A 21,152-nucleotide genomic window follows, 5' to 3' on the forward strand; every position below is an offset into this window, starting at 1 on the left:
TACACTACACCGCTCCTCGTGGTATCCTGTCCCGGACAACAAGGAGGCCTTGATGAAGGTAGCTTTGGTGACGGACTCCACCGCCGATCTACCCAAGCCCCTGCGGGAGGGCCTGGGCATCCGGGTGGTACCCCTTTACGTGCACCTGGGGGGGCGGGTCTACCGCGACTGGCAGGAAATCACCCCCGAGGAGATCTTCCAGAAGGTGCGGGAGGGCACCGCCTTCCCCTCCACCAGCCAGCCTTCCCCCGAGGACTTCATGAAGGCTTACCAGGAGGCTTTGCAGGAAGCGGAGCACGTGCTTTCCATCCACATCTCCAGCAAGCTCTCCGGCACCGTGCAGTCGGCGGAGCTCGCCGCCCAGGAGTTCCCCGGCCGGGTCACGGTCTTCGACTCCCTGGCCGCCTCCTTGGGCATCGGCATGATGGTGCTCAGGGCCCACGAGCTCCTGCAGGAAGGCCAGTCGCTTCCCTCCGTCTTGGAGGAGCTCAAGCGGATCCGCCAGGACCACTTCGTGCGCTTCAGCGTGGCCACCTTGGAGTTTTTGCGCCGGGGCGGGCGCATCGGCGGAGCGCAGGCCCTTTTGGGCACCCTTCTCGGCATCAAGCCCATCCTCACCCTCAAGGAGGGGCGGGTGGAGGCGGCGGGCCGGGCCAGGGGGGAAAGGAAGGCGCGGGAGGAGATCGTCAAGGACTTCCGCACCTGGGGCCAAGGGCGGAAGCGCATCCGGGCCTTCTTCCTTTATAGCGCCGAGGAGGGGGCGGTGCGGGAACTCAAGGAACTGGTCCTCGCCTCGGGCCTTCCCGTGGAGGAGGCCCTGGTGAGCGAGCTTGGGGCGGTGATCGCCAGCCACACGGGGCCGGGCACCTATGGCTTCTACGCCTACAGCCTCTAGGGTAGCCTTTGTGGCCGACTCCACCTTGGGGCTTTCCCCCGAGGAGGCGGAGGCCCAAGGCATCCACCTGGTGCCCCAGCAGGTGATCTGGAAGGACCGCGCCTTCCGCGACCTCGGGGAGATCACCCCGGAGGAGGTGGTCCGCCTCCTGCAACAGGGGGAGCGCCTCACCACAAGCCAAGTGGCCCCCGAAGACCTGAAACACACCTACGAGCGCCTTCTCCTACACCACGAGAGGGTGGTTTCCGTCCACGTTTCCGGGAAGCTTTCCGGTACCGTGGCCACCGCCCTAAGCGTGGCCCAAGCCTTCGGGGGGCGGGTGAAGGTCCTGGACTCCTGGTCGCTGAACGGCGGGCTTTTCCTGGTGTTGCAGGAGGCGAGGCGGCTCCTCCGCTCCGGCACCCCCTGGGAGGGCCTGGAGGAGGCCATCGCCCCCTACCGGGAGCGGGTCTTGGGCTACGTCCTTCCCAAAACCCTCACCTACCTGCACCGCTCGGGGCGGATTTCCGGGCTCAAGCACCTGGTGGGGAGTCTGCTTCGCATCCTGCCGGTCCTCGAGGTCCGGCGCGGGGAGGTCCTCCCAGGCCCGAGGGTGCGGGGCTTCAGCGAGGGCCTGAGGAAGATCGCCGAGCTCTTCCGCCGCGACTTCCCCGAGGGGGCCTTGGCCTACGTGGCCCACGTGGCGAACCCCGAGGGGGCAGAGGCTCTTTTGGAGGCGGTGCAGGTGGAAGGGGTGGAAGTCCAAGGCACCCTCTTCGCCGGGGCGGCGGTGAGCGTCCACGCCGGGCCCGGCACCGTGGCCCTCTTCGCCGGGCCAAGGAGGTGAGGCGTGCGGGCGGTGGTGCAACGGGTGAGCGAGGCCTTCGTGGAGGTGGAGGGCGAGGTGGTGGGGAGGATCGGCCTGGGCCTCCTGGTCCTCCTGGGGGTGGGGCAGAAGGACACCCCCGAGGACGCCCACTACCTGGCCCGCAAGATCGTTCACCTTCGGGTCTTCCCCGACGCCGAAGGGCGGATGAACCTCTCCCTCAAGGAGGTGGGGGGCGAGGTACTCCTGGTGAGCCAGTTCACCCTCTACGGGGACACCCGCAAGGGCAACCGCCCCTCCTTCGTCCAGGCCGCTCCTCCCGAGGTGGGCAAGCGGCTTTACGAGGTGGCCCTCGAGGCCCTCTTGGCCCAGGGGGTCCACGTGGAAACCGGGGTGTACGGGGCCCATATGCGGGTGCACCTGGTGAACGATGGGCCGGTCACCCTTCTCCTGGACTCGGGGGAGCGCCTCAGGCCCAGGTAGCCTCACCCCTCTCATCTTTTTCTGAAGTAGGGTAAGGCACTCCCCGAAAGAGGAGCGCCTATGCATAAGGTAGAACCCAAAGACTGGATCCCCCTCATCAAACCCTACACCAAGCCCAATACCCTGCGAAGCCTCCGCCAGGTGGCGGACACCCTCCTCCCCCTCCTCGCCCTCTTTTACCTGGCCCACAAGGCCCTTTCCGTTTCCTTGCCCCTCACCTTGGCCTTGGACTTCGTGGCGGCCCTTTTCTTGGTGCGGCTTTTCATCCTGCAGCACGACGCCGGACACGGCTCCTTCTTCCCCAAGAAGTGGATGAACGACCTCTTAGGCTTCTTCGCCGGAGTGCTCACCCTGGTGCCCTACCACCACTGGCAGCTCTCCCACGCCCGGCACCACGCCACCAGCGGCAACCTGGACAAAAGGGGCGTGGGGGACATCTACACCATGACCCTGGAGGAGTACCTGCAGGCCACCCCCCGGGAGCGCCTTGCCTACCGCCTTTACCGCAACCCCTTCGTCATGTTCCTCCTAGGGCCTATCTACGTCTTCATGCTCTCCTACCGCTTGCCCTTGGGCTACGGGTCCGAGCGCCCCTCGGTGCGCCACAGCGTGGCCCTCACCAATTTGGCCTTGACCCTCTTGCTTGCCGGCATCGGCGTCTTCCTGGGCTGGAAGACCCTCCTATTCGTCTACCTTCCCATCCAGTACCTAGCGGGGATGGTGGGCATCTTTCTCTTCTACGTGCAGCACCAGTTCGAAGACGCCTACTGGGAGCACGACCCCCGCTGGGAACACCTCAAGGCCGCCATGGAGGGGAGCACCTACCTGAAGCTCCCCAAGGTCCTCCAGTGGCTCACCGGGAACATCGGCTTCCACCACATCCACCACCTGGCCCCCAAGATCCCCAACTACCACCTGCCCAAGGTGCAAGAGGAGGTGGACCTGGTGAAGGTGGCCCCCACCGTGACCCTGAAAGACGCCTTTCAGATCGCCTTCGCCGACATGCACCTCCACGACGAGGAAAGCCGCAAGCTGGTGGGGTTTAAGGAGGCGTATCGGCGGCTCAAGGCCGCCCGGGGCAAGCTTTCCCTCTAGTGGCGGAAGTGCCGCACCCCGGTGAAGATCATGGCCATCCCCGCCTCGTCCGCCGCCTTTATGGAGTCCTGGTCCCGCACGCTCCCCCCGGGCTGGATGAGGGCGGCGATGCCGAACTCCGCCGCCAGGCGCACCACGTCGTCGAAGGGGAAGAAGGCGTCCGAGGCGAGGACCGCCCCCTTGGCCCCCTCCTTGGCGGTCTTCAGGGCGTGCTTGGCGGCGGCGTAGCGGTTGGTCTGCCCCACCCCGATGCCCAGGGTCATCCCCCCCTTGGCCACCACGATGGCGTTGGAACGCACGTGCTTCACCACCTTCCAGGCGAAGAGGAGGTCGCGCCACTCCGCCTCCGTGGGGGCCCGTTGCGTCACCACCCTTGGGGCCATGGGGTCTAGGGTGTCGGCGTCCTGGAGGAGCACCCCGCCCCGGATGCGCCGTACGTCCAGGTATGGGCCTTCGGCTAGGGCCGGGACCTCGAGGAGGCGCAGGTTCTTCTTCCGGGCGAAGACCTCCAAGGCCTCCTCGCTATAGCCTGGGGCCAGGACCACCTCCAAAAAGACCTCGGCCATGGCCCGGGCGGTCTCCCCATCCACCGGGCGGTTGCAGGCCACGATGCCCCCGAAGATGGACACGGGGTCCGCCTGGTAAGCCTTTCGGTAGGCCTCCAAAGGGGTTTCCCCCAAGGCCACCCCGCAGGGGTTCTGGTGCTTCACCGCCACCGCTGCGGGCTCGGCGAACTCCGAAACCAGGTTCCAGGCGGCCTCGGCGTCCAGGTAGTTGTTGAAGCTCATGGCCTTGCCCTGGAGCACCCGGGCCCCAAGGAGGGGGCCCTCCTCCCCCGCCACCCGGTACAAGGCCGCCTCCTGGTGCGGGTTCTCCCCGTAGCGCAAGGGGGAAACCCGCCTTAGGACCAAGAACTTGTCCTCGGGGAACTTCTCCCCGGAGAGCCACTCGGCGATGGCGGCATCGTAGGCGGCGGTGTGGGCAAAGGCCTTGCGGGCCAGGGCCCGGCGGAACTCGAGGCTCGGGCCCTCCTGTAGCGCCTGAAGCACCCGAGGGTAGTCCTCGGGGTCAGAAACGGGGAGGACCGCCAGGTGGTTCTTGGCCGCCGCCCGGAGCAGGGCGGGGCCCCCGATGTCCACCTGCTCCAGGGCCTCGGCGAAGGAGGCCCCCCGGGCCACCGCCTCCCGGAAGGGGTAGAGGTTCACCGCCACCACCCCAATCCTTTCCAGGCCCAAGGCCTTAAGCTCCTCCTCCTGGTCGGGGCGGGCCAGGAGGGCGGCGTGCACCTTGGGGTGGAGGGTCTTCACCCGGCCCTCCAGGATCTCGGGGAAGCCGGTGAAGTCCGAAATATAGGTAACGGGCAGGGAGGCTTCCTTCAGGGCCCGGTACGTCCCCCCCGTGGCGAGAAGGCGGAAGCCCAGGTCCAAAAGCCCCCGGGCGAAGTCCACGATCCCCCGCTTATCCGAAACGGAAAGGAGCGCCCACATGGAAGGGATTGTACCCGCTAGACTGAGGGGGATGACGATCTACGAGGCCATCAAGGAAACCATCAAGGAGGCCATGAAGGCCCGGGACCAGAAGACCCTGGACTTCGCCCGGGTGGTGAAGGCGGAGCTGGACCGCAAGGGGGACGGCAAGCCCCTCCCCGACGCCGAGGCGGTGAAGGTGCTCAAGGCCCTTAAGGAGATCGCCTTGGAGCAGGGTAACGCCTTTGAGGCGGAGTTCCTGGACCGCTTCCTGCCCAAGGAGATGAGCGAGGAGGAGATCGAGGCCTGGATCCGGGAAAACCTGGATCTGTCCCAGTTCAAGATCCCCCTGGCGGCCATCGGGGTGGTGACCAAAGCCCTGGGCCCTAAGGCCCCGGGCGAGAAGGTGCGGCGGGTAATCGAACGCCTGAGCTCATGAGCCCCTGGAAGCGGCTTTGCCTGGAAGAGATCCTCTCCGAGCCCGTGCGCCTGGTGCGGGAACGGCTTAGGACCCACACGGGCAAGGAGCTCACCTACATCTACCGCCCGGGGCCGGTGGCGGCGAGCTTCGTCCTGCCCGTGACCCTCCAGGGCACCGCCCTCCTCGTCCGCCAGTACCGCCACCCCACGGGGAAGTTCCTCCTGGAGGTGCCGGCGGGCAAGGTGGATGCGGGGGAAACCCCGGAGGAGGCGGCGCGGCGGGAGCTTCTGGAGGAGGTGGGGGCGAGGGCCCAGGAGGTGATCCCCTTGCCCCCCTTCCACCCTCAACCGTCCTTCACCGCTGTGGTCTTCCACCCCTTCTTGGCTCTGGGGGCGGAGGTGGTGGCGGCCCCGAGCCTCGAGGACGGGGAGCTTTTGGAAACCGTAGAACTCTCCTTGCCGAAACTTTACGCCCTCCTGGAGGCGGGGGAGGTGCAGGACGCCGCCACCGCCCTCACCCTCTTCTACGCCCGGCCCTACCTCTTGGCCCGGGGCCTCCTTGCGGTATAGCCTTGCGCCTTGGCGCATAAAGCGCGGGTGGGAAGCGCTCCTCGCCCCTGGTAGACTGGCCCCGTATGAAACCCGAGGTAAAAACGCCCCTTCCTGGACCCATGGCCCAAGCGCTCACCGAGCGGGCCGAGCGGGTGCTTTCCCCTTCCTACGTCCGCCCCTACCCCTTCGTCCCTGCCCGGGGGCAAGGGGTCTTCCTGGAGGACGTGGACGGGAACGTCTTCTTAGACTTCATGGCGGGCATCGCCGTGAACACCACGGGCTACGCCCACCCCAAGGTCCTCGAGGCGGTGCGGTCCCAGGCGGAGCGCTTCGCCCACGTCTGCTTCTCCGACTTCACCCACGAGCCCACCCTCTCTCTGGCGGAGCGCCTGGTGGGGCGGCTTGGAGGAAGGTATAGGGTCTTCTTTGGCAACTCCGGTACCGAGGGCATCGAGGCCGCCATCAAGCTGGTGCGCCACCACACGGGCCGCCCCTACCTCCTCGCCTTCACCGGGGCCTTCCACGGCAGGAGCCTGGGGGCCCTTTCCCTCACCGCCAGCAAGAGCGCCTACCGCAAGGGGTTTTCCCCCCTCCTGCCGGGGGTGGTGCACGTGCCCTTCCCGAACCCCTTCCGCCCCCCCTTGGGGGCCCGGCCCGAGGAGGTGGGGGAAGCGGTTTTGGACCACCTGGAGCACCTCTTCCGCACCACCTTGCCCCCCGAGGAGGTGGCCGCCTTCTTCCTGGAGCCCATCCAGGGCGAAGGGGGGTACGTGGTGCCCCCGAAGGGCTTCCTCCCCAAGCTCAAGGCCCTCCTGGAGCGCCACGGCATCCTCCTGGTGGCGGACGAGGTACAGTCGGGGGCGGGGCGCACGGGGCGCTTTTTCGCCCTGGAGCACGAGGGGGTGGAGGCGGACGTCTACGTCCTGGCCAAGGGCCTGGCCTCGGGCTACCCCCTAAGCGCCCTCCTCTTCCGGGAGGAGCTTGGCAGCTGGCGCCCCGGGACCCACGGCACCACCTTCGGCGGGCAGGCGGTGGCGGCGGCGGCAGCCCACGCCACCTTGGACCTCCTGGAAGGGGGCCTGATGGAGAACGCCGCCCAGGTGGGGGCGTACCTCCTGGAGGAGCTCAAGGGGATGCAAAAGCGCTTCCCCTTCCTGGGGGACGTGCGGGGTAGGGGCCTCATGATCGGGGTGGATTTCGGAAGCCCCGAGGAGGAGCGGCCCGACCTGCGGGACAAGGCCGTGGAGCGGGCCTTCCAAAGGGGGCTTCTGCTCCTCCCCGCCGGGCCCTCCGCCCTCCGCATCGCCCCGCCCCTCATCCTCACCCAAGAGGAGGCGGCCACGGGGCTAGAGATCCTGGAAGGGGTCTTCCGCAGCCTTTAGCCCGGGGGCCGGGCGTACGCCCCTAACCTACTTGGGCTCCCCGGGCCAGTCCCCCACCACCCCGGGGGCCGCCCATTCCATGGTGAGGAGTTCCTGCAAGCTGGCCTTGCGCCCAGCGGGGATGCGCACCACCCCCTTGCGGTCCTGGATGGGCCCGGTGAAGGGGTCAAAGGTGGGCTTGGGGCTGGACATGTCCTTGAGGAGGGCAAGGATCCGGTCGTACACCGGCACCTCCTTCCCCCCCACCCGCATCCGGGCCTTCTGCAAGAGGGGCACGTGCTTGGGGTTGATGGGGACGCCGTAGTCCGCCCCCATCTCCACCGCCTTGTGCTGGAGGAGCCAGAAGTAGTCCACCTTCTGCAGGTTCTTCGGGGTGTAGACGCCTTCCTTGACCTTCTTGAGGAAGTCGATGTAGATCGCGTCCCAGTGGACGATCTGCCCAGAAACCACGTGGTCGGGGGCGAACTTGAGCATGGGGGTGTAGTGGCCGAAGGCGTAGGCCCCCTTCTTGGCGGCGGTCTGGATCACCGTGGGGGTGTCCTCGGTGAAGGCGAAGACGTCCGCCCCTTGGGCGAGGAGGGCCTCCGTGGCTTCCCGGGCCTTGGCCGGGTCGTACCAAGCGTTGATCCAACGCACCAGGACCTGGGCCTTGGGGTTCACCGCCCGCACCCCCAGGGCGAAGGCGTTGATGTGCCGCTTCACCTCGGGGATGGGAAAGGCGGCCACGTAGCCCACTTTGCCCGACTTGGTGAGGGCGCCGGCGGCGAGGCCATTCAGGTAGTAGACCTGGTAGAAGTCCGCCATGTAGGTGGCCACGTTGGGGGCCCGCTTGAACCCGGTGGCGTGGGCGAAGATCACCTCCGGGTACTTCTTGGCCGCCTCGAGGACCGCCTCCATGTAGCCAAAGCTGGTGGCGAAGATGACCTTACACCCCTCCTGGACGAAGCGGTCCATCACCGGCAAGGCCTGGGCCTCGGGAACGCTTTCCACATAGCGGGTTTCCAGCCAGGGAAGCGCCGCCTCCGCCTTCTTCCGCCCCACGTCGTGGGCGTAGGTCCAGCCGGCATCCCCCACCGGTCCCACGTAGATGAAGCAGGCCTTAAGCTTCTCCCCCTGCGCCAGGCCCATCCCGAGAAGAAGGGCCAGTAGCCAAACCCGTTTTCGCATCCTTCACCTCCCCCGCTCAAAGGGCTGGCCCAGGGCCTTGGGGGCCCGGGACCGGCCCGAGAGGGCCAGGACCAGGATAACCAGGAGATAAGGCATGGCGGCAAAGGCCTCGGACGGTATAGGTACACTGCCCTGAAGCCGAAACTGCAGGAAGAAGAGGAGGCCGAAGAGGTAAGCCCCAAAAACCGCCCGCAAGGGCTCCCAGGCGGCGAGGATCACCAAGGCGATGGCCACCCAGCCGAGCCCTGCGGTCATCCCGTCCGTCCAAGAGGGGCGGTAGGCCAAGGAAAGGTAAGCCCCCCCCAGGCCGATGAGCCCGCCCCCAAGCCCCAGGGCCAGGTAGCGCACCCCCTCCACGCTCACGCCAAAGAGGTCCGCCGCCTTGGGGTTCTCCCCCACGCTCCTCAGGTACAGGCCAAAGCGGCTCCGGTAGAGGAGGAGGTGAAGCAATAGGGCCAAGAAGAGGGCGCTTAGGGCCAAGGGCGCCTCCGGCAGGGCCGTTTCCAAGGGTACCCCTTCGTAGCGCTTGCCCAGCATCCCCGACGCCCCAAGCCCCAAGGCGGCCACCGCCAACCCCGCCACGAAGGGGTTGGCCCTTAAGGTAATGGCAAAGAGCCCCAGAAAGAGGGCCAAAGCCACCCCCGCCCCCACCCCGGCCACCACCCCCAAGAAGGGCCCTGCCCCCAAGGCGGCGGCGAAGGCGGCGAGAGCGGAAAGGGCCATGATCCCCTCCACCCCCAGGTTCACCACCCCGCTCCGCTCGGCCAGGAGCGCCCCCAAGGCGGCGAGCAGGATGGGGGTACCGAAAAGCACCGCGCGCACCAACGCCTCTTCCATCACCGCCTCCAGATAAGGCGGTGGCGGCTCGCCGCCTCCGCCCCAATCAAGGCTAAAAGCAGTAGCCCCGCCACCACGTCCACCACCCTAAAGGGCATGGAAAAGGCGAGCTTCAAGGCGTCGCCCCCCGCCAGGATGAGCCCGAGGAGGGGGGCCGTGAGGAGGGTCAGCCCGGGCCTTCCCCGGGCGAGCCACGCCACCAAAATGGCGGTGAAGCCGTAGCCCAAGGAGATCTGGGCGGGCTCCAGAAGCCTCCCGTGAATTCCCGCCACCTCCCCCACCCCGGCAAACCCCGCAAGGAGCCCCGAGGCCAAGGCCACGAGGAGCATCAGCCTCCCTTCCTTGAGCCCCAGGTAGCGGGCCGCCTGGGGGTTTTCCCCCAGGACCCTCAGGGAAAAGCCCAAGGAGGTACGGAAGAGGAGGAGGTGTAGGAGTAGGGCCGCCCCCACCCCAAGAAGCAGGGTAGGCCAGTGGACCAGGCTGTCCCCAAGCCGGGGAAGCCGGGCCGCCTCGGGAAAGCGGTCGGTGTAGAGGAAGCCGAAGACGAACTGCCCCTTCCACGGCCCCGCCACCAGGTAGACCACCAGGTAGTAGGCCAGGTAGTTCTGCATGAGGGTGGTGAGGATCTCGCTGGCCCCAAAGCGCACCCTGAGCCAGGCGGCCAGCCCCGCCCACAAGGCCCCCAAAGCCCCCCCGAGGAGGAACATGAGGGGAAGGGTATAGGGCCCCGGGGGAAGGAAGAGGGCCACGTAAGCCGCCCCCACCGCCCCCAAGAGGAGCTGCCCCTCAGCCCCGATGTTGAAAAAGCCCACGCGAAAGGCCAGGCTCAAGCCCGCCCCGATGAGGAGGAGGGGGATGGCCCGCCGGGCCACCTCGGCCAGACCCAAGGGGTCCAAGAGGGGGGTGAGGAGGATTTCATAGGCCCTAAGGGGAGAAACCCCATAGGCCAGGAAGAGGAGGCCCAAGAGGAGGAGGGCCAAAAGCAGAAAGGCCCCGTAGCTCAAGGCCACCTTCTTGGGACTGGGAGCGGGGTCCAGCTCCAGCCTCATGCCCGCCCCTCCGCCATCATCCGGCCCAGCCGCTCCCGGTCCGCCTCCTCCCGGGGGACGGGCCCCACCAGCCTCCCGTGGTACAAGGCCGCCACGCGGTGGGAAAGGGCCAGGATCTCGTCCAGGTCCTCGCTCACCAGGAGGATGGCGGCCCCTTGCCGGGCCAGATCCAGAAGCCGCCCGTGCACCTCCTCCGCCGCCCCCACGTCCACCCCGTAGGTGGGGTGCATGGCGAGGACCAGCCTGGGCCCGCCCCGTAGCTCCCGGGCCAGGATTACCTTCTGCACGTTGCCTCCCGAGAGAAACCGCACCGGCGTCCGGGGGGAAGGGGCCTTGATGGCGTAGGCGGCCATGAGGGTCTCCGCTTCCCTCTCCAGGGCGCGGTAGTCCAGGAGGCCGAAGCGGGCGTAAGCGGAGTAGGTGCGCAGGGCCAGGTTCTCCGCCACGCTCATCCCCCCCACCACCCCCATGGCCCGCTCCTCGGGGATGTGGGCCACCCCCAAGGGGAAGACCTGGGCCGGGTCCTTGGGCAGGGGCTGGCCCAGAAAACGCACCTGGCCCCGGTAGGGCCTAAGCCCCGCCAGGGCCTCCAATAGCTCCTTCTGCCCGCTTCCCGCCACCCCAGCGATGCCCAAGACCTCCCCCGCCCGCAAGGCGAAGGAAACGTTCTGGACGGGAAAGCCATGCCGGGGCACCAGGAGGTTTTCCACCTCCAAGACCACCTCCTCCCGGGGCGGCGGGGCCTTAGGCGGGGGGCTCGGGCTCCGCCCCACCATGAGGCGCACCAGGCGCTCCTTGTCCGCCTCCTCCCGGGAAAGCTCCCCCACCTTCTCCCCCGCACGGAGCACGGCGATGCGGTCGGCCAGAGCCAGGACCTCGTCCAATTTGTGGCTGATGAAGATGACGGCGAGGCCCTCCGCCTTTAGGCGGGCCACCTCCTGGAAAAGCCCCTCCGCCTCCTTCGGGGTGAGGACGCTGGTGGGCTCGTCCAGGATGAGGACCCGGGGGCGGTTGAGGAGGGCCCTGAGGAGCTCCACCCGCTGCTTCTCCCCGGCGGAGAGCCGTTCCACCTTGGCCTCGAGGTCCACCCCCAGGGGATGGTCCTGGAGGAGGGCCCTAAGCTGCGCCAAAAGGGTCCTGCGGGCGAAGAAGGGGGGGAGGTCTAGGCCCAGGGCTAGGTTTTCCGCCACGGTGTGGGCCTCGATGAGCTCGGGGTGCTGGGGCACCAGGGCGATGCCGAGCTCCTGGGCCGCCTTGGGGGAGGGGATGCGCACCTCCTTCCCGTCCAAGAGGATCCGCCCCTCGTCGGGGGCGTAGAGGCCGTAGAGGATGCTCACCAAGGTGGTCTTCCCCGCCCCGTTTTCCCCCAGAAGGGCGAGGACCTCCCCCCGGCCCACCTCGAGGGTGATGCCCCGGTTGGCCACCACGGGACCGAAGCGCTTGGTGATGTTTTCTAGCCGCAACATGGAAAGGGGCAAGGCCCCGGGGCCAGAATACCACGCTACCAGGCCAAGGCCAGGCCCTCGGCTCGGGGGTCGCTGGCGGCCACCAGGGCGTCCCCTTCCCTCAAGATCACCTGCCCCCGGCCAAACAGCCCGTACTCCGCCTCGTAGCGCACCCGGTGCCCCAGGTCCTTGAGGAAAAGGGCCGTGGCCTGAGGAATGCCCGGCTCCAAGAGCACTTCGTCCCCCCCACCCCCCGGCACCACCTGCCACCGGGGCCGATCCAAGGCCGCCTGGGGGTTCAGGCCGAAATCCGCCAAGGCCACCACCACCTGCACGTGCCCCTGGGGCTGCATGAACCCCCCCATCACCCCAAAAGGCCCAAGGGGCCTTCCCTCCCGGGTGAGGAAGCCGGGGATGATGGTGTGGTAGGGCCTTTTCCCCGGCCCCACCCGGTTGGGGTGGTCCGCCTCCAGGGAAAAGCCCAAGCCCCGGTTGTGCAGGGCGATCCCCGTCCCCGGCACCAGGACCCCGGAGCCGAAGCCTTGGTAGTTGGACTGGATGAGGGAGACCATCACCTCCCCGTCCGCCGCCGCCAGGTAGACCGTCCCCTCCGGCCTGAGCCCGGGAAGGACCTTGGGCAAGGCCCTCTCCCCGATGAGCCGACGCCTCTCCGCCACGTAGGCCGGGGACAAGAAGGCCTTGGGGTCTAGCTCCAGGTACCGGGGGTCGGCCACGAAGCGGAAGGCGTCCGCCAGGGCCAGGCGCATGGCCTCCACCTGCAGGTGGTAGCTCAAGGGGTCCTCCGGCCTCAGGTCAAACCTCTCCAGGATGGCCAAGGCCAAAAGCGCCGCCACCCCCTGGCCGTTGGGAGGGAGCTCGTGCACCGTGAGGCCCCTGTAGTCCAGGGAAAGGGGTTCCACCCACTCCGGGGCGTGGGCCTTCAGGTCCTCCAAGGTGAGGAGGCCCCCCGTGTCGGCGCTAAAGCGGGCGAGGGCCTCGGCCAAGCGCCCCCGGTAGAGGCTTTCCCCGTAGGTTTCGGCGAGCTCCCGCAAGGTCTGGGCGTGGAGGGGGCTCCGCCACACCTCCCCCACCCTAGGGGCCCGGCCCCCGGGGAAGAAGACCTCCTTGAAGGCGGCGAACTCCGGGCCCGTGAGGGACAGGTAGATCCCCTCCGCCCGCTTCCAGGCCCTCCCCGTCTCCGGCCCCACGGGGAAGCCCTCCTCGGCATAGCGGATGGCGGGGGCGAGAACCTCGGGGAAAGGGAGCCTGCCCCACCGTTCGTGTAGGGCCCGCCACCCCGAAACCGCCCCCGGCACCGTCACCGGAAGCCAGCCCCTTTCCGGCATTCTCCCCTCGGGCAGGCGCTCGAGGGTGAAGGCCATGGGGCTTTTGCCCGAGGCGTTCAGGCCGTGGAGCCTCCCATCCCAGACCTGGGCGAAGAGGTCCCCCCCAATCCCGTTGGAGGTGGGCTCCACCACCGTGAGGCAAGCGGCCATGGCGATGGCGGCGTCCACGGCGCTTCCCCCCTTGAGGAGCATCTCCATCCCCGCCAAGGCCGCCAGGGGCTGGCTCGTGGCCACCGCCCCCCGCCGGCCCAAGACCACGTGCCGCCGGGAGGGGTAGGGGTAGTAGGCGAGATCCATACCGGAGCTATCCTTCACTCAGCCACCTCCACCCGGTTTCTCCCCGTGTTCTTAGCTCCGTAGAGAGTGTGAGCCGCGCGAAAAAGGCTTTCCTCCTCTTCGCCAAACAGGTATTCGGCCACGCCAAAACTTGCGGTCACGCCAAGACTTTGCGCCCCAATGGTTTGCCGAAGCCGCTCCGCCAAACGTTGCGCATCCTCTGTCCGCGTAGAAGGCAACAAAAGGGCAAATTCCTCCCCTCCCCACTGCGCTACCCCATCCTCCCGACACACCCTGGTTACAAGCAAACAAGCCACCCGACGCAAGGGCTCCCCTCATAACCGTGGCCTCGGGGAATGATCCAAGACGCCACGGTAAGTTGTCCCAGAAGCACAGTAGTCACGTACGCCAAAATAGCGCTTCTCTCTCGTCGCCCCAAACCCCCCCACGCCACCCTGCCGTACAGCAAAACCGTCCAGATAAGGGAATACCGCCAGGCCGCCCCCACCGGACGGGCAAAGGTAGCCAACAGATAAGTGGCTGGGATCCAATTGCCAAACGAGAGGAATTGCCAACCTTCTACCCCCCTGTGTAAAGAGCGGGCAATCTCCAGTAGGAAATACACCCCGCTCCATGAACCAAGTTACGGGGAGTCCGTCTAGGCCCCTGGGCATAGGCAGGGGCAAATACAGCCCCTACCGCCAAACAGCCAACAAGCTCCCATCCCGTGGGAGGAAGAATGACAAACCGGACCACCAAGCCACCGATAAGGCCCACCCAACTCAAGGCGTAAAGAAACCGAAACGTCGAGTCCATAGACCTGGACCCCAGTATACCAAGGACCTTCGCAGCCTCCTACGCCGCATCGCTAACAAGGACCTTGGGAAAGGAGCTACGCCCTCATTCCCTGGGACGGCTACATGGAGCAGGCGGAAGCGGTCCTAGCCGAGACCAGCAGGGCACCCTAAGCCGCCACGGACCCCTCTTTGGGTCTCAAGGCCTCCGCCACGAAGGCCCCCATCACCCCTAGCATGAGCCCTAGGACCACCGCCACGGCAAAGATGAGGGCCCGCTTGGGCGCCACCTTCTCATAGACGGGAAAGGCGGGGGCGATGATCTGGGCTAGGCTATTCTGCGAGCTTGCCAGTTCAATCTGGAGGTCCGTCTTCTTCTGGCTCAGGGCCAGGTAAGCGTTCTTGGCGAGCTCCAGGGCTTGGTTCACCTGGTCTTGCTCCACCTGCGCCCTGGCTACCCGCTCCCTAAGAAGCGCAATGCGCGCTTCCACCTGAGCTAGCCGCGCCTCGAGGGCCGCCTTCCGGGCCGAGAGCCGGGCCTCCTCCGCCTGGGCGTCGATGAGGGCCGAACGCAGGCGTTGGTACTCGGGGTTCGGGTTATCAAAGGCGAGATCGGAAGCGGTGAGCTGGGCAATCTGGTCGTAGCGGGCGCGGAAAGTTTCGTAAGCAGCCTTCTTGGTGTTGTACTCCAGGGTGATGGCCTCCTTCTCCCGCTCTTGGGTAGCGATTTGCCCTCGGAGAGTGTCCAGTCTTTCGCCTAACCTCTCCACCTCTTGCTTCAAGTTGTCCCCCTCCGCTCGCAGTGCGGAGATCTCCGCTCGCAACCCCACCGCCCGTTCCAAAAGGGGCCCATACGCCGGGTTTACCTCTTGCACCCGCAACTTTAGGTTCGCTAAGGCCGCCAGCCCCTCCTGCGCCACCGCTGCAGCCACCACGGGGTCCGCCACTACCTCCTTCAGCGCATCCAGCAATTTGGGCTCGCCCGCCAAAGCTGCCTCCACCTCCCGAAGCGCAGCTTGCTTAACCTCCTCATCGGTGGCGATTTGGACCAAACGCACACTCGCCTCGCTCAAGCGTTGTGCCAAGCGTTCTTGCTCCCTTTGCCACTCCGCCAAGCGTTCCCGCCTGCGAAAGCTTTCCAAGGCTTTAGCTGCCTGAACGTAAGCCTGCCGCGCCCGCTCCGTTTCCGCCTGGAGGGCACGCTTAGCCTCTTCCAGCCGCTTATTGATAATCGCCAGTTGCTCTGGGGAAGTGCCGATGGGCACGAGCCTGGCCTGCCGCGCCGCCTCGGCCTGAAGGCTTTCGATACGGCCCCGCACCGCCGCCAGGTCCCGCTCGAGGCCCGAACGCTCCTGGTCTAGGCTCACCCGCTCTCCCGTCTTGGCGTCCAGCTCCGCCCGGTCCTGTGCCAAAGTGCTAGCCCGTTGGAAGGCCTCCCAGCGGGCCTGGGCCTCGCGGTAAGCCTTCTCCGCAGGGGCAATCTGCTCCTCCAGAGCCTGAAGATTAGCCCGTAAGCGTGCCAGAGGTATCTCGTTAACTCGCCTGGTGATCGCCTCCGCCCACAGGTTAGCCGCCTTGGCCGCCACCTCGGGGCTGGGAGCCCGTACGGTCAAGGAGGCCACCACGGGAGGCACCTGGCCCTGGGGCACCACCTGCTGCCGCGGCGTCTCGTTCTTGATTTGGAAGTCCTTCACCATCCGCTCCAGACCCGGGGTGTTTCCCTGGTCCTGCCAAGCAGTGGGAAGCTTCCCCTCTTTCCGTAGAGCCTCCCATACCTCCCGCGTCACCTCGTCGGAAAAGGCAATGGCCCGGAGGCCCTCAAAGGTAACCAGGTTCTGCCCCTGCACCTGGATGCGCTGCTCCAGTTGCGCCTGCACCTGCACTGGGGCCACGTTCACCGTGGCGGTGGAGGCGTAGCGGGGCTCAGCGATGAAAAAGCCATAGATAAGGGCCGCCACCCCGAAGACCAAGGGCAGGCCCAAAATCAGGTTCCGGTGCCGTTTGAGAACCTCAACGATATCGCGCAGCGAAAGCTCGTCCCCAGGAGTCTCCACCATAGCGCCCTCACTTTACCCCACAGCGCCTTAATATGCCCCCCTCCGGGTCAGCACCACCCAGAAAGTACGTGCCAGGATGTAGAGGTCCAACCACAAAGACCAGTTGCGAACATAATAACTATCCAATGCTACCCGTTCAGAATAAGAAGTGTCTGTACGTCCCGATACTTGCCATAATCCCGTAAGACCTGGCCATACCTGTATGTAGAGGTCGAAGGCAGTCCCATATTTCTTAACTTCGGCCTTCACAATCGGCCTGGGCCCAACTAGACTCATCTCTCCCTTAAGAACATTCCACAACTGAGGGAGTTCATCCAAACTACTTTTGCGCAAAATATGCCCCACTACCGGCAATATTCTCGGGTCCTTTTTCAACTTAAAGTTCTGTTCCCACTCGAGTCTTGCTTCACGATTATGCTCTAAATACTCTTGCAAACGCTTGTCGGCATCAAGGTACATTGTACGCAACTTCCAAATGCGAAACACTTTCCCTTTGTACCCTACTCGCTCTTGCGAGTAAAAAGGTGGTCCCGGGCTGACCAACTGGATCAAAAGAGCAAAGAACACAATGATTGGAACACTAACCACTAAACCCAGGATAGCCAAAAAGTAGTCAATCACTTTCTTAAGAATCTTGTTTCTTCGCAATAACAAATTCTTTTTCACTTCCAACGCTAAAACACCCGCAAGATCCCTACCGGAAACCCAAAGGCTCTGCAAGCCAAGTAAGTCAGGTACCAAAATCACTTGGGAAAACGGCAGCTCCTGAAGAAGCTTAACTAATCGCTCCCTTCCAACACCGGGCATAGCCACTATCGCTACCTGGACTCCCCTCCCTAGCCACCTCCCTGCCTGTTCTAAGGGGCCAAATACAGGCAACCCCTCCACTTCCTGGCCCCATTTCTTAGGATCGTCGTCTAAAAACCCAATAGGGTTAAGGCCTAGAACCTTTTCTCTTTGTAGGGCTCGCGCTACTAAAGCCCCCGTTTTGGCTGCACCCAAAATGAGAACCGGGGCACCCCAAATGCGCAGGCGGACCATTACCTCTCTAGATAAAGCCGAACCTAGGGGTACTAGAACTCCAGCATACCCCATAGCAAGAAGCAACACGCCCCGGAACCACCCATCCTTGAAGAAAAACCACTCCCACGCTATGAGGGTGAGGAACATCAACAACGTCACCTGTACTTCGCGCCGAAGCCTCTCCACCGGGGCAAGTCCATAGCCTGGGTATAGCCCAGCTAGAAAGTATCCGATAACAAAGACGAGAAGTCCAAAGACCATGGAAACTAACGTATCCCGGGCAATGAAGCTGTGGAATACTCCAGCGAAGGGCAAGTGAGTGAAGTACCCGAGAAAAAGAGAGGCTTCCAAGGCGATAACGTGGGCAACTATAAGGGGAATTACGGAGAAAACTCTTTGGCGCCTTAACCGGGTCAGTCCACCCAAGGATTCTGAAGACTCAGCCTGATTTTCCGTTCTCCCCACATCCCACTTTGCGTTCATAGCCGAACTCCCCCTTTTTAAACACGAACACCTAACATATCTTGGTAAAGCTCCAATACCTCGCCAACCATACGCTCCACTGAAAACCCCTCCGCAAGCTTTTTGCTTTGCATTCCCATGGAATGGCGCAGCACCTCATCAGCTAGCAGCAGCCTCAAGGCCTCTACCAGAGCTTCAACGTCCCCTGGCGGAATTATAAGGGCATTTCTTTCTGTGGCTACCCGAGATACAGAGGGTAGGTTTGTAGCTACCAAAGGAAGCCCTTCTGCTGCAGCTTCCAATAATGCATACGGCAAGCCTTCATATGAACTCGGCAAAACAAAGACGTCCATCCCTTTCATGGCCCTTCTGCCTTCCATAAAGCCCGCCCAGATTACGTCAACGCCTAACTCTTCAGCCAATCGTTTTAACTCCCCTTCCAACGCACCGCGTCCAACGATCACCAAACGAGCCTTCGGATGCTCACGCGCCACCTTGGCAAAGGCTTTAAGCAGCGTCTGGGGAGACTTTTGAGGATCCAAGCGGCCCACAAAGCCCACTACCACATCGTCCTCCTCCACCCCCCAAGCGCGGCGCACCTCCTCCCGAACCCCCGGCTGAGGTTCGTCAAGGCGAATACCGTGCAGGATTACCCTCACCTTGGTCCTTGGGTACCCCAGCCGAAAAGCTTCCTCCGCATCCTGGTCCGCCACCGCAACCAGCCGGTCCGTGAGCAAGGATAACCCTCGCTCCACCATCTCGTAGAGCCAAAGACTTCCTGCTCCAAACTCCTGGAATTCCCGGACAAAGCGAGCCAAAGTAACGAAACCATGGGGCGTATACACCACCGGTGGCCCACCCAATAGACGGAGAAGCCGCGCAAGGGCTCCGGCCTTAGAACTGTGACCATGCACCAGGTCAAATGGGCCTTTCTGCGCCAAGTAACGGCGCAGGCTAAGCAATGCTTGGAGATCGCTCGGGTGAGGAGAACGCCGCATGGGAACCTCCACCAAGTGCACCCCTGCCGCTATTAAATTCTCTAGGCCCTTCTCCCAAATCGCATCCGCACGAAGGGGAGAGTACGCCAGGTGAACGTCCACACCTCGGCGAGCAAGGCCCTCACACAAGTCCACTACATGGCGGGCAGTGCCACCGCCTGTGGCCTCCAGGATGTGGAGAACCCTCATCAAAGCCATCCCCTCCGACCTTCAAGACGCTGCTTAAGCCAGCGCACCCACGGAACGGGAACCACCAGAAGCAAGGCATTTTTCACTAAACCCAACCAGCTTTCCCTTACCCAAGGGTCAAAGTAACGGACCATAATGCGCAAACGACTCCACACCTGCTTTCGCCGCTTTGTAAGGGAGATACCTCGAGGATTCACATGGCACCGCAGGACAACCCTTTCCAAGTTTGCGACAGGATATCGCCTAGTAATTCGGAAAAAAAGCTCAAAATCCTCTGCTGCCTCGTACGCCTCCGAGTACAAACCCACCTCTCTAAGCACCGAAGCCCTAAACATCACAGCGGGATGGATGAAACAACTTCGAGCATGCATGATCCGGCGAATATCCTCGTATTTTGTGGGGAAACGCTCCCTAAAAACCTCCCTTCCCTCATCGTCCACAAACTCCACCTGCCCGCCCACAAGCGCATACTCTGGATTTTTATCCAAAAATTCCATCTGATGGAGGAATCGGCCAGGTAAGCTTACATCCCCAGCATCTAAGCGGGCTACGTATTCATAACCACGCTCCAGAATCCAGTTAAGCCCGTAATTTAGGGCTCGTTCAATGCCTACATTCTGCTCCAGCCGAAGCAAGTAGCCCTTATGCTCCCCAGGTAGGTTAGGCAGCTGAATGGGCGGTTGGCTACCGTCATCCACCACGACTATATCCAAGGGAACCTCTGCAGGTAGCGTGGACAGGGATTTTTCCAGCCCAGCCTGATCCTTGTACACGGGTATTAGCACGGCAATCCTATTCATATAATCACCACCTATCAAAGATCGTCCGGTACGGTAAGAAGGGCGTCAACGTCCCCGTCAGTTGCCCATCATAATCTACCAGAAAATTTCTATAAACTGCCACCGCGCCTAATACGCCTGCTACAATCAGGGCCCGAATAAACACCCTGTCTGGCGCTAGTTTCCACCGTTCATATTCCCGTAATAGCACCAGCGGAGCAACGAAGGTCATAAGTTCCAGAAAGCGTAACCCCGCATACGAAACCATCGCCAGAACTTGAAAAACGACGGAAGGACCCACTACCCAAAAAAACATGCGCACTTTCTGCGCTAAGGGCACCGACGACATAGCAAAAGCAATCCAAAGGAAAATGACTAGGGCAAAACGCGACAAACCCGAGAAAGAGAAGGGGGTTTCATAGTCAGAGTAAAGGGAAAGCTTTGCTTCAAAATATTCGAAGCGAAGCCCAAGCATCGCCACCATCAGTAGGACTCCAACGCCTATAAAGAAGAGCCCACGCGAAGTCTTCCACTTTAATTCTGGGAGAAAAAGCAAGGCCAGGACAAAAACCATGCTGTAATGGAACAAAACCGCCAGAATAGCTAGAATACCTGCGGATAGCCAGCTATTGCGCCGAAAAGCTTGCCACGCTAAAAGGACAAAAGCAAGGCCAAAGCCCGCTCGAACCGCGTTCATCCCATACTGGTAGATGAACAAGGGAAAGAAATAGGAGACAAAAAAGAGAAGCTCTAGACGATCTGCTCGAATAAGAAAAATACACAAAAGGACAACAAACAAAGCACCCAGCACCCGGAGCGCAACCACCTCTGACCCGGTCAGCCATAGTAACGCCTTTGAAAGCAACACGAAGCCCGGCTCCCACCCCTCTAACCAGAAACCGCCTGCACCCTCCAAAAGGTCCCGTAGAGCCAGCTCGTAAATCCCATACGTATCCGTGCCGCTATCACGAATTGTTATCAAAACGCCAGCAAATAGCAGCGCAGGGAAGAAAACAAGCCGATTACGCAGCCCAGCATGCCACAGCAATAAGCCCCAGTAATTAAGAGCCCATCCAACTATATAGACCACAGTTATCCTCGCACGCTTTTGGTGCGCTTACCAGATGCTTCTTCGTACGAAACCAAGTTGCCGCTAAGTCCCAACCATGCTGCCCGAGCCCAGAAAACAAGGCCATTCCAGTCCCAACGGCGTACCCCCAAGAAAAACCAAAGATGCCGCACTAGGTCAAAAAGCACTCTTATGGGCCAGAATGGGTAATACTTCCGGAAAACATACATCCGATTGCGGAACATGTAGTAATCTTTACGTGGATTCCCCGGTCGTGTCAAGAGTTATGTGTAAGAGTCTGTGTACGGGGGGCATACCGCTCCTGAAGCATCTTCTCCAGCACCTCCTTCACCTCCGAGAACCCCTTTAGTTTCCGTTCTGCCCACCTCCCTTCCTGCCTCTCCGACTCCAGGTAAAGAAGCTTGTACACCGCCTCTTCCTTAGGAAACTTGTGGTCCCGCACCTTCGTCCCACGCCGCACTTCCCGGATAAACCGCTCCATCAGGTTGGTGCTCCGCAGGTACGGCCAAAGCACCTTGGGGTACCCGTAGAACCGCAGGAAG

Annotated in this window: 20 protein-coding genes; 7 read left to right on the forward strand and 13 right to left on the reverse strand. The window is 63.4% G+C overall.

Features of this window, described 5'->3' with window-relative positions:
- The first annotated feature begins 52 nt into the window (after positions 1-52).
- From ABXG85_RS01870 to ABXG85_RS01885, 4 genes are read left to right on the forward strand one after another with little or no spacing between them, the layout of a single operon-like run.
- A complete protein-coding gene (locus tag ABXG85_RS01870) occupies positions 53-895 on the forward strand; it encodes a DegV family protein (protein WP_353512036.1) in 843 nt (280 codons plus the stop codon).
- A complete protein-coding gene (locus ABXG85_RS01875) occupies positions 870-1,721 on the forward strand; it encodes a DegV family protein (RefSeq protein ID WP_353512037.1) in 852 nt (283 codons plus the stop codon). Before ABXG85_RS01870 ends, ABXG85_RS01875 begins: the two co-directional genes overlap by 26 nt.
- Before the next feature lie 3 nt (positions 1,722-1,724).
- On the forward strand, positions 1,725-2,183 hold the full coding sequence (gene dtd / locus ABXG85_RS01880; protein ID WP_353512038.1) for a D-aminoacyl-tRNA deacylase: 459 nt from the start codon (positions 1,725-1,727) through the stop codon (positions 2,181-2,183).
- Between the two features lie 60 nt (positions 2,184-2,243).
- Positions 2,244-3,278 carry a fatty acid desaturase gene (locus tag ABXG85_RS01885; RefSeq protein WP_353512039.1) on the forward strand — a complete coding sequence of 345 codons (1,035 nt, stop codon included), beginning with the start codon at positions 2,244-2,246 and terminating at the stop codon, positions 3,276-3,278.
- Here ABXG85_RS01885 and purH read toward each other — a convergent pair.
- Positions 3,275-4,765 carry a bifunctional phosphoribosylaminoimidazolecarboxamide formyltransferase/IMP cyclohydrolase gene (purH, locus tag ABXG85_RS01890; RefSeq protein WP_353512040.1) on the reverse strand — a complete coding sequence of 497 codons (1,491 nt, stop codon included), beginning with the start codon at positions 4,763-4,765 and terminating at the stop codon, positions 3,275-3,277. The genes ABXG85_RS01885 and purH overlap by 4 nt on opposite strands.
- A 31-nt stretch (positions 4,766-4,796) precedes the next feature.
- On the opposite strand from purH, the gene ABXG85_RS01895 reads away from it, so the two are divergent.
- From ABXG85_RS01895 to ABXG85_RS01905, 3 genes are all read left to right on the forward strand, one after another.
- Positions 4,797-5,183 carry a GatB/YqeY domain-containing protein gene (locus ABXG85_RS01895; protein WP_353512041.1) on the forward strand — a complete coding sequence of 129 codons (387 nt, stop codon included), beginning with the start codon at positions 4,797-4,799 and terminating at the stop codon, positions 5,181-5,183.
- Positions 5,180-5,734, forward strand: a complete 555-nt coding sequence (locus tag ABXG85_RS01900) for an NUDIX hydrolase (RefSeq protein WP_353512042.1) — start codon at positions 5,180-5,182, stop codon at positions 5,732-5,734. Before ABXG85_RS01895 ends, ABXG85_RS01900 begins: the two co-directional genes overlap by 4 nt.
- Positions 5,735-5,799: 65 nt before the next feature.
- Positions 5,800-7,098 (forward strand): acetyl ornithine aminotransferase family protein, encoded by a 1,299-nt coding sequence (locus tag ABXG85_RS01905; RefSeq protein ID WP_353512043.1) that lies wholly within the window; start codon positions 5,800-5,802, stop codon positions 7,096-7,098.
- Positions 7,099-7,125: 27 nt separating this feature from the next.
- Here ABXG85_RS01905 and ABXG85_RS01910 read toward each other — a convergent pair whose 3' ends face one another.
- From ABXG85_RS01910 to ABXG85_RS01965, 12 genes are all read right to left on the reverse strand, one after another.
- Positions 7,126-8,265 (reverse strand): BMP family ABC transporter substrate-binding protein, encoded by a 1,140-nt coding sequence (locus ABXG85_RS01910; protein ID WP_353512044.1) that lies wholly within the window; start codon positions 8,263-8,265, stop codon positions 7,126-7,128.
- A 3-nt stretch (positions 8,266-8,268) separates the two neighbouring features.
- Positions 8,269-9,102, reverse strand: a complete 834-nt coding sequence (locus ABXG85_RS01915) for an ABC transporter permease subunit (RefSeq protein WP_353512045.1) — start codon at positions 9,100-9,102, stop codon at positions 8,269-8,271.
- Complete coding sequence (locus ABXG85_RS01920; RefSeq protein ID WP_353512046.1) at positions 9,102-10,151, reverse strand: ABC transporter permease; 1,050 nt, start codon at positions 10,149-10,151, stop codon at positions 9,102-9,104. The genes ABXG85_RS01915 and ABXG85_RS01920 overlap by 1 nt, the downstream gene beginning before the upstream one ends.
- On the reverse strand, positions 10,148-11,617 hold the full coding sequence (locus ABXG85_RS01925; protein WP_353512047.1) for an ABC transporter ATP-binding protein: 1,470 nt from the start codon (positions 11,615-11,617) through the stop codon (positions 10,148-10,150). Before ABXG85_RS01925 ends, ABXG85_RS01920 begins: the two co-directional genes overlap by 4 nt.
- Positions 11,618-11,652: 35 nt before the next feature.
- Positions 11,653-13,239, reverse strand: coding sequence for a gamma-glutamyltransferase family protein (locus tag ABXG85_RS01930; protein WP_353512048.1), 1,587 nt, complete (start codon positions 13,237-13,239; stop codon positions 11,653-11,655).
- A gap of 14 nt (positions 13,240-13,253) precedes the next feature.
- Positions 13,254-13,535, reverse strand: coding sequence for a GGDEF domain-containing protein (locus ABXG85_RS01935; protein ID WP_353512066.1), 282 nt, complete (start codon positions 13,533-13,535; stop codon positions 13,254-13,256).
- A gap of 647 nt (positions 13,536-14,182) precedes the next feature.
- Positions 14,183-16,069, reverse strand: coding sequence for a Wzz/FepE/Etk N-terminal domain-containing protein (locus ABXG85_RS01940; protein ID WP_353512049.1), 1,887 nt, complete (start codon positions 16,067-16,069; stop codon positions 14,183-14,185).
- A gap of 27 nt (positions 16,070-16,096) precedes the next feature.
- Entirely contained in the window at positions 16,097-17,575 is a 1,479-nt protein-coding gene (wbaP, locus tag ABXG85_RS01945) for an undecaprenyl-phosphate galactose phosphotransferase WbaP (RefSeq protein WP_353512050.1), read from the reverse strand.
- Between the two features lie 17 nt (positions 17,576-17,592).
- Positions 17,593-18,750 (reverse strand): glycosyltransferase, encoded by a 1,158-nt coding sequence (locus ABXG85_RS01950; RefSeq protein WP_353512051.1) that lies wholly within the window; start codon positions 18,748-18,750, stop codon positions 17,593-17,595.
- Positions 18,741-19,541 carry a glycosyltransferase gene (locus ABXG85_RS01955; RefSeq protein ID WP_353512052.1) on the reverse strand — a complete coding sequence of 267 codons (801 nt, stop codon included), beginning with the start codon at positions 19,539-19,541 and terminating at the stop codon, positions 18,741-18,743. Before ABXG85_RS01955 ends, ABXG85_RS01950 begins: the two co-directional genes overlap by 10 nt.
- 4 nt (positions 19,542-19,545) lie before the next feature.
- Positions 19,546-20,610 carry an EpsG family protein gene (locus ABXG85_RS01960; RefSeq protein WP_353512053.1) on the reverse strand — a complete coding sequence of 355 codons (1,065 nt, stop codon included), beginning with the start codon at positions 20,608-20,610 and terminating at the stop codon, positions 19,546-19,548.
- 256 nt (positions 20,611-20,866) lie between these two features.
- A partial coding sequence (locus ABXG85_RS01965) for a transposase (protein ID WP_353512054.1) occupies positions 20,867-21,152 on the reverse strand: 286 nt, incomplete at its 5' end.

The organism is Thermus sp. LT1-2-5 (assembly GCF_040363165.1).
Lineage (GTDB): Bacteria > Deinococcota > Deinococci > Deinococcales > Thermaceae > Thermus.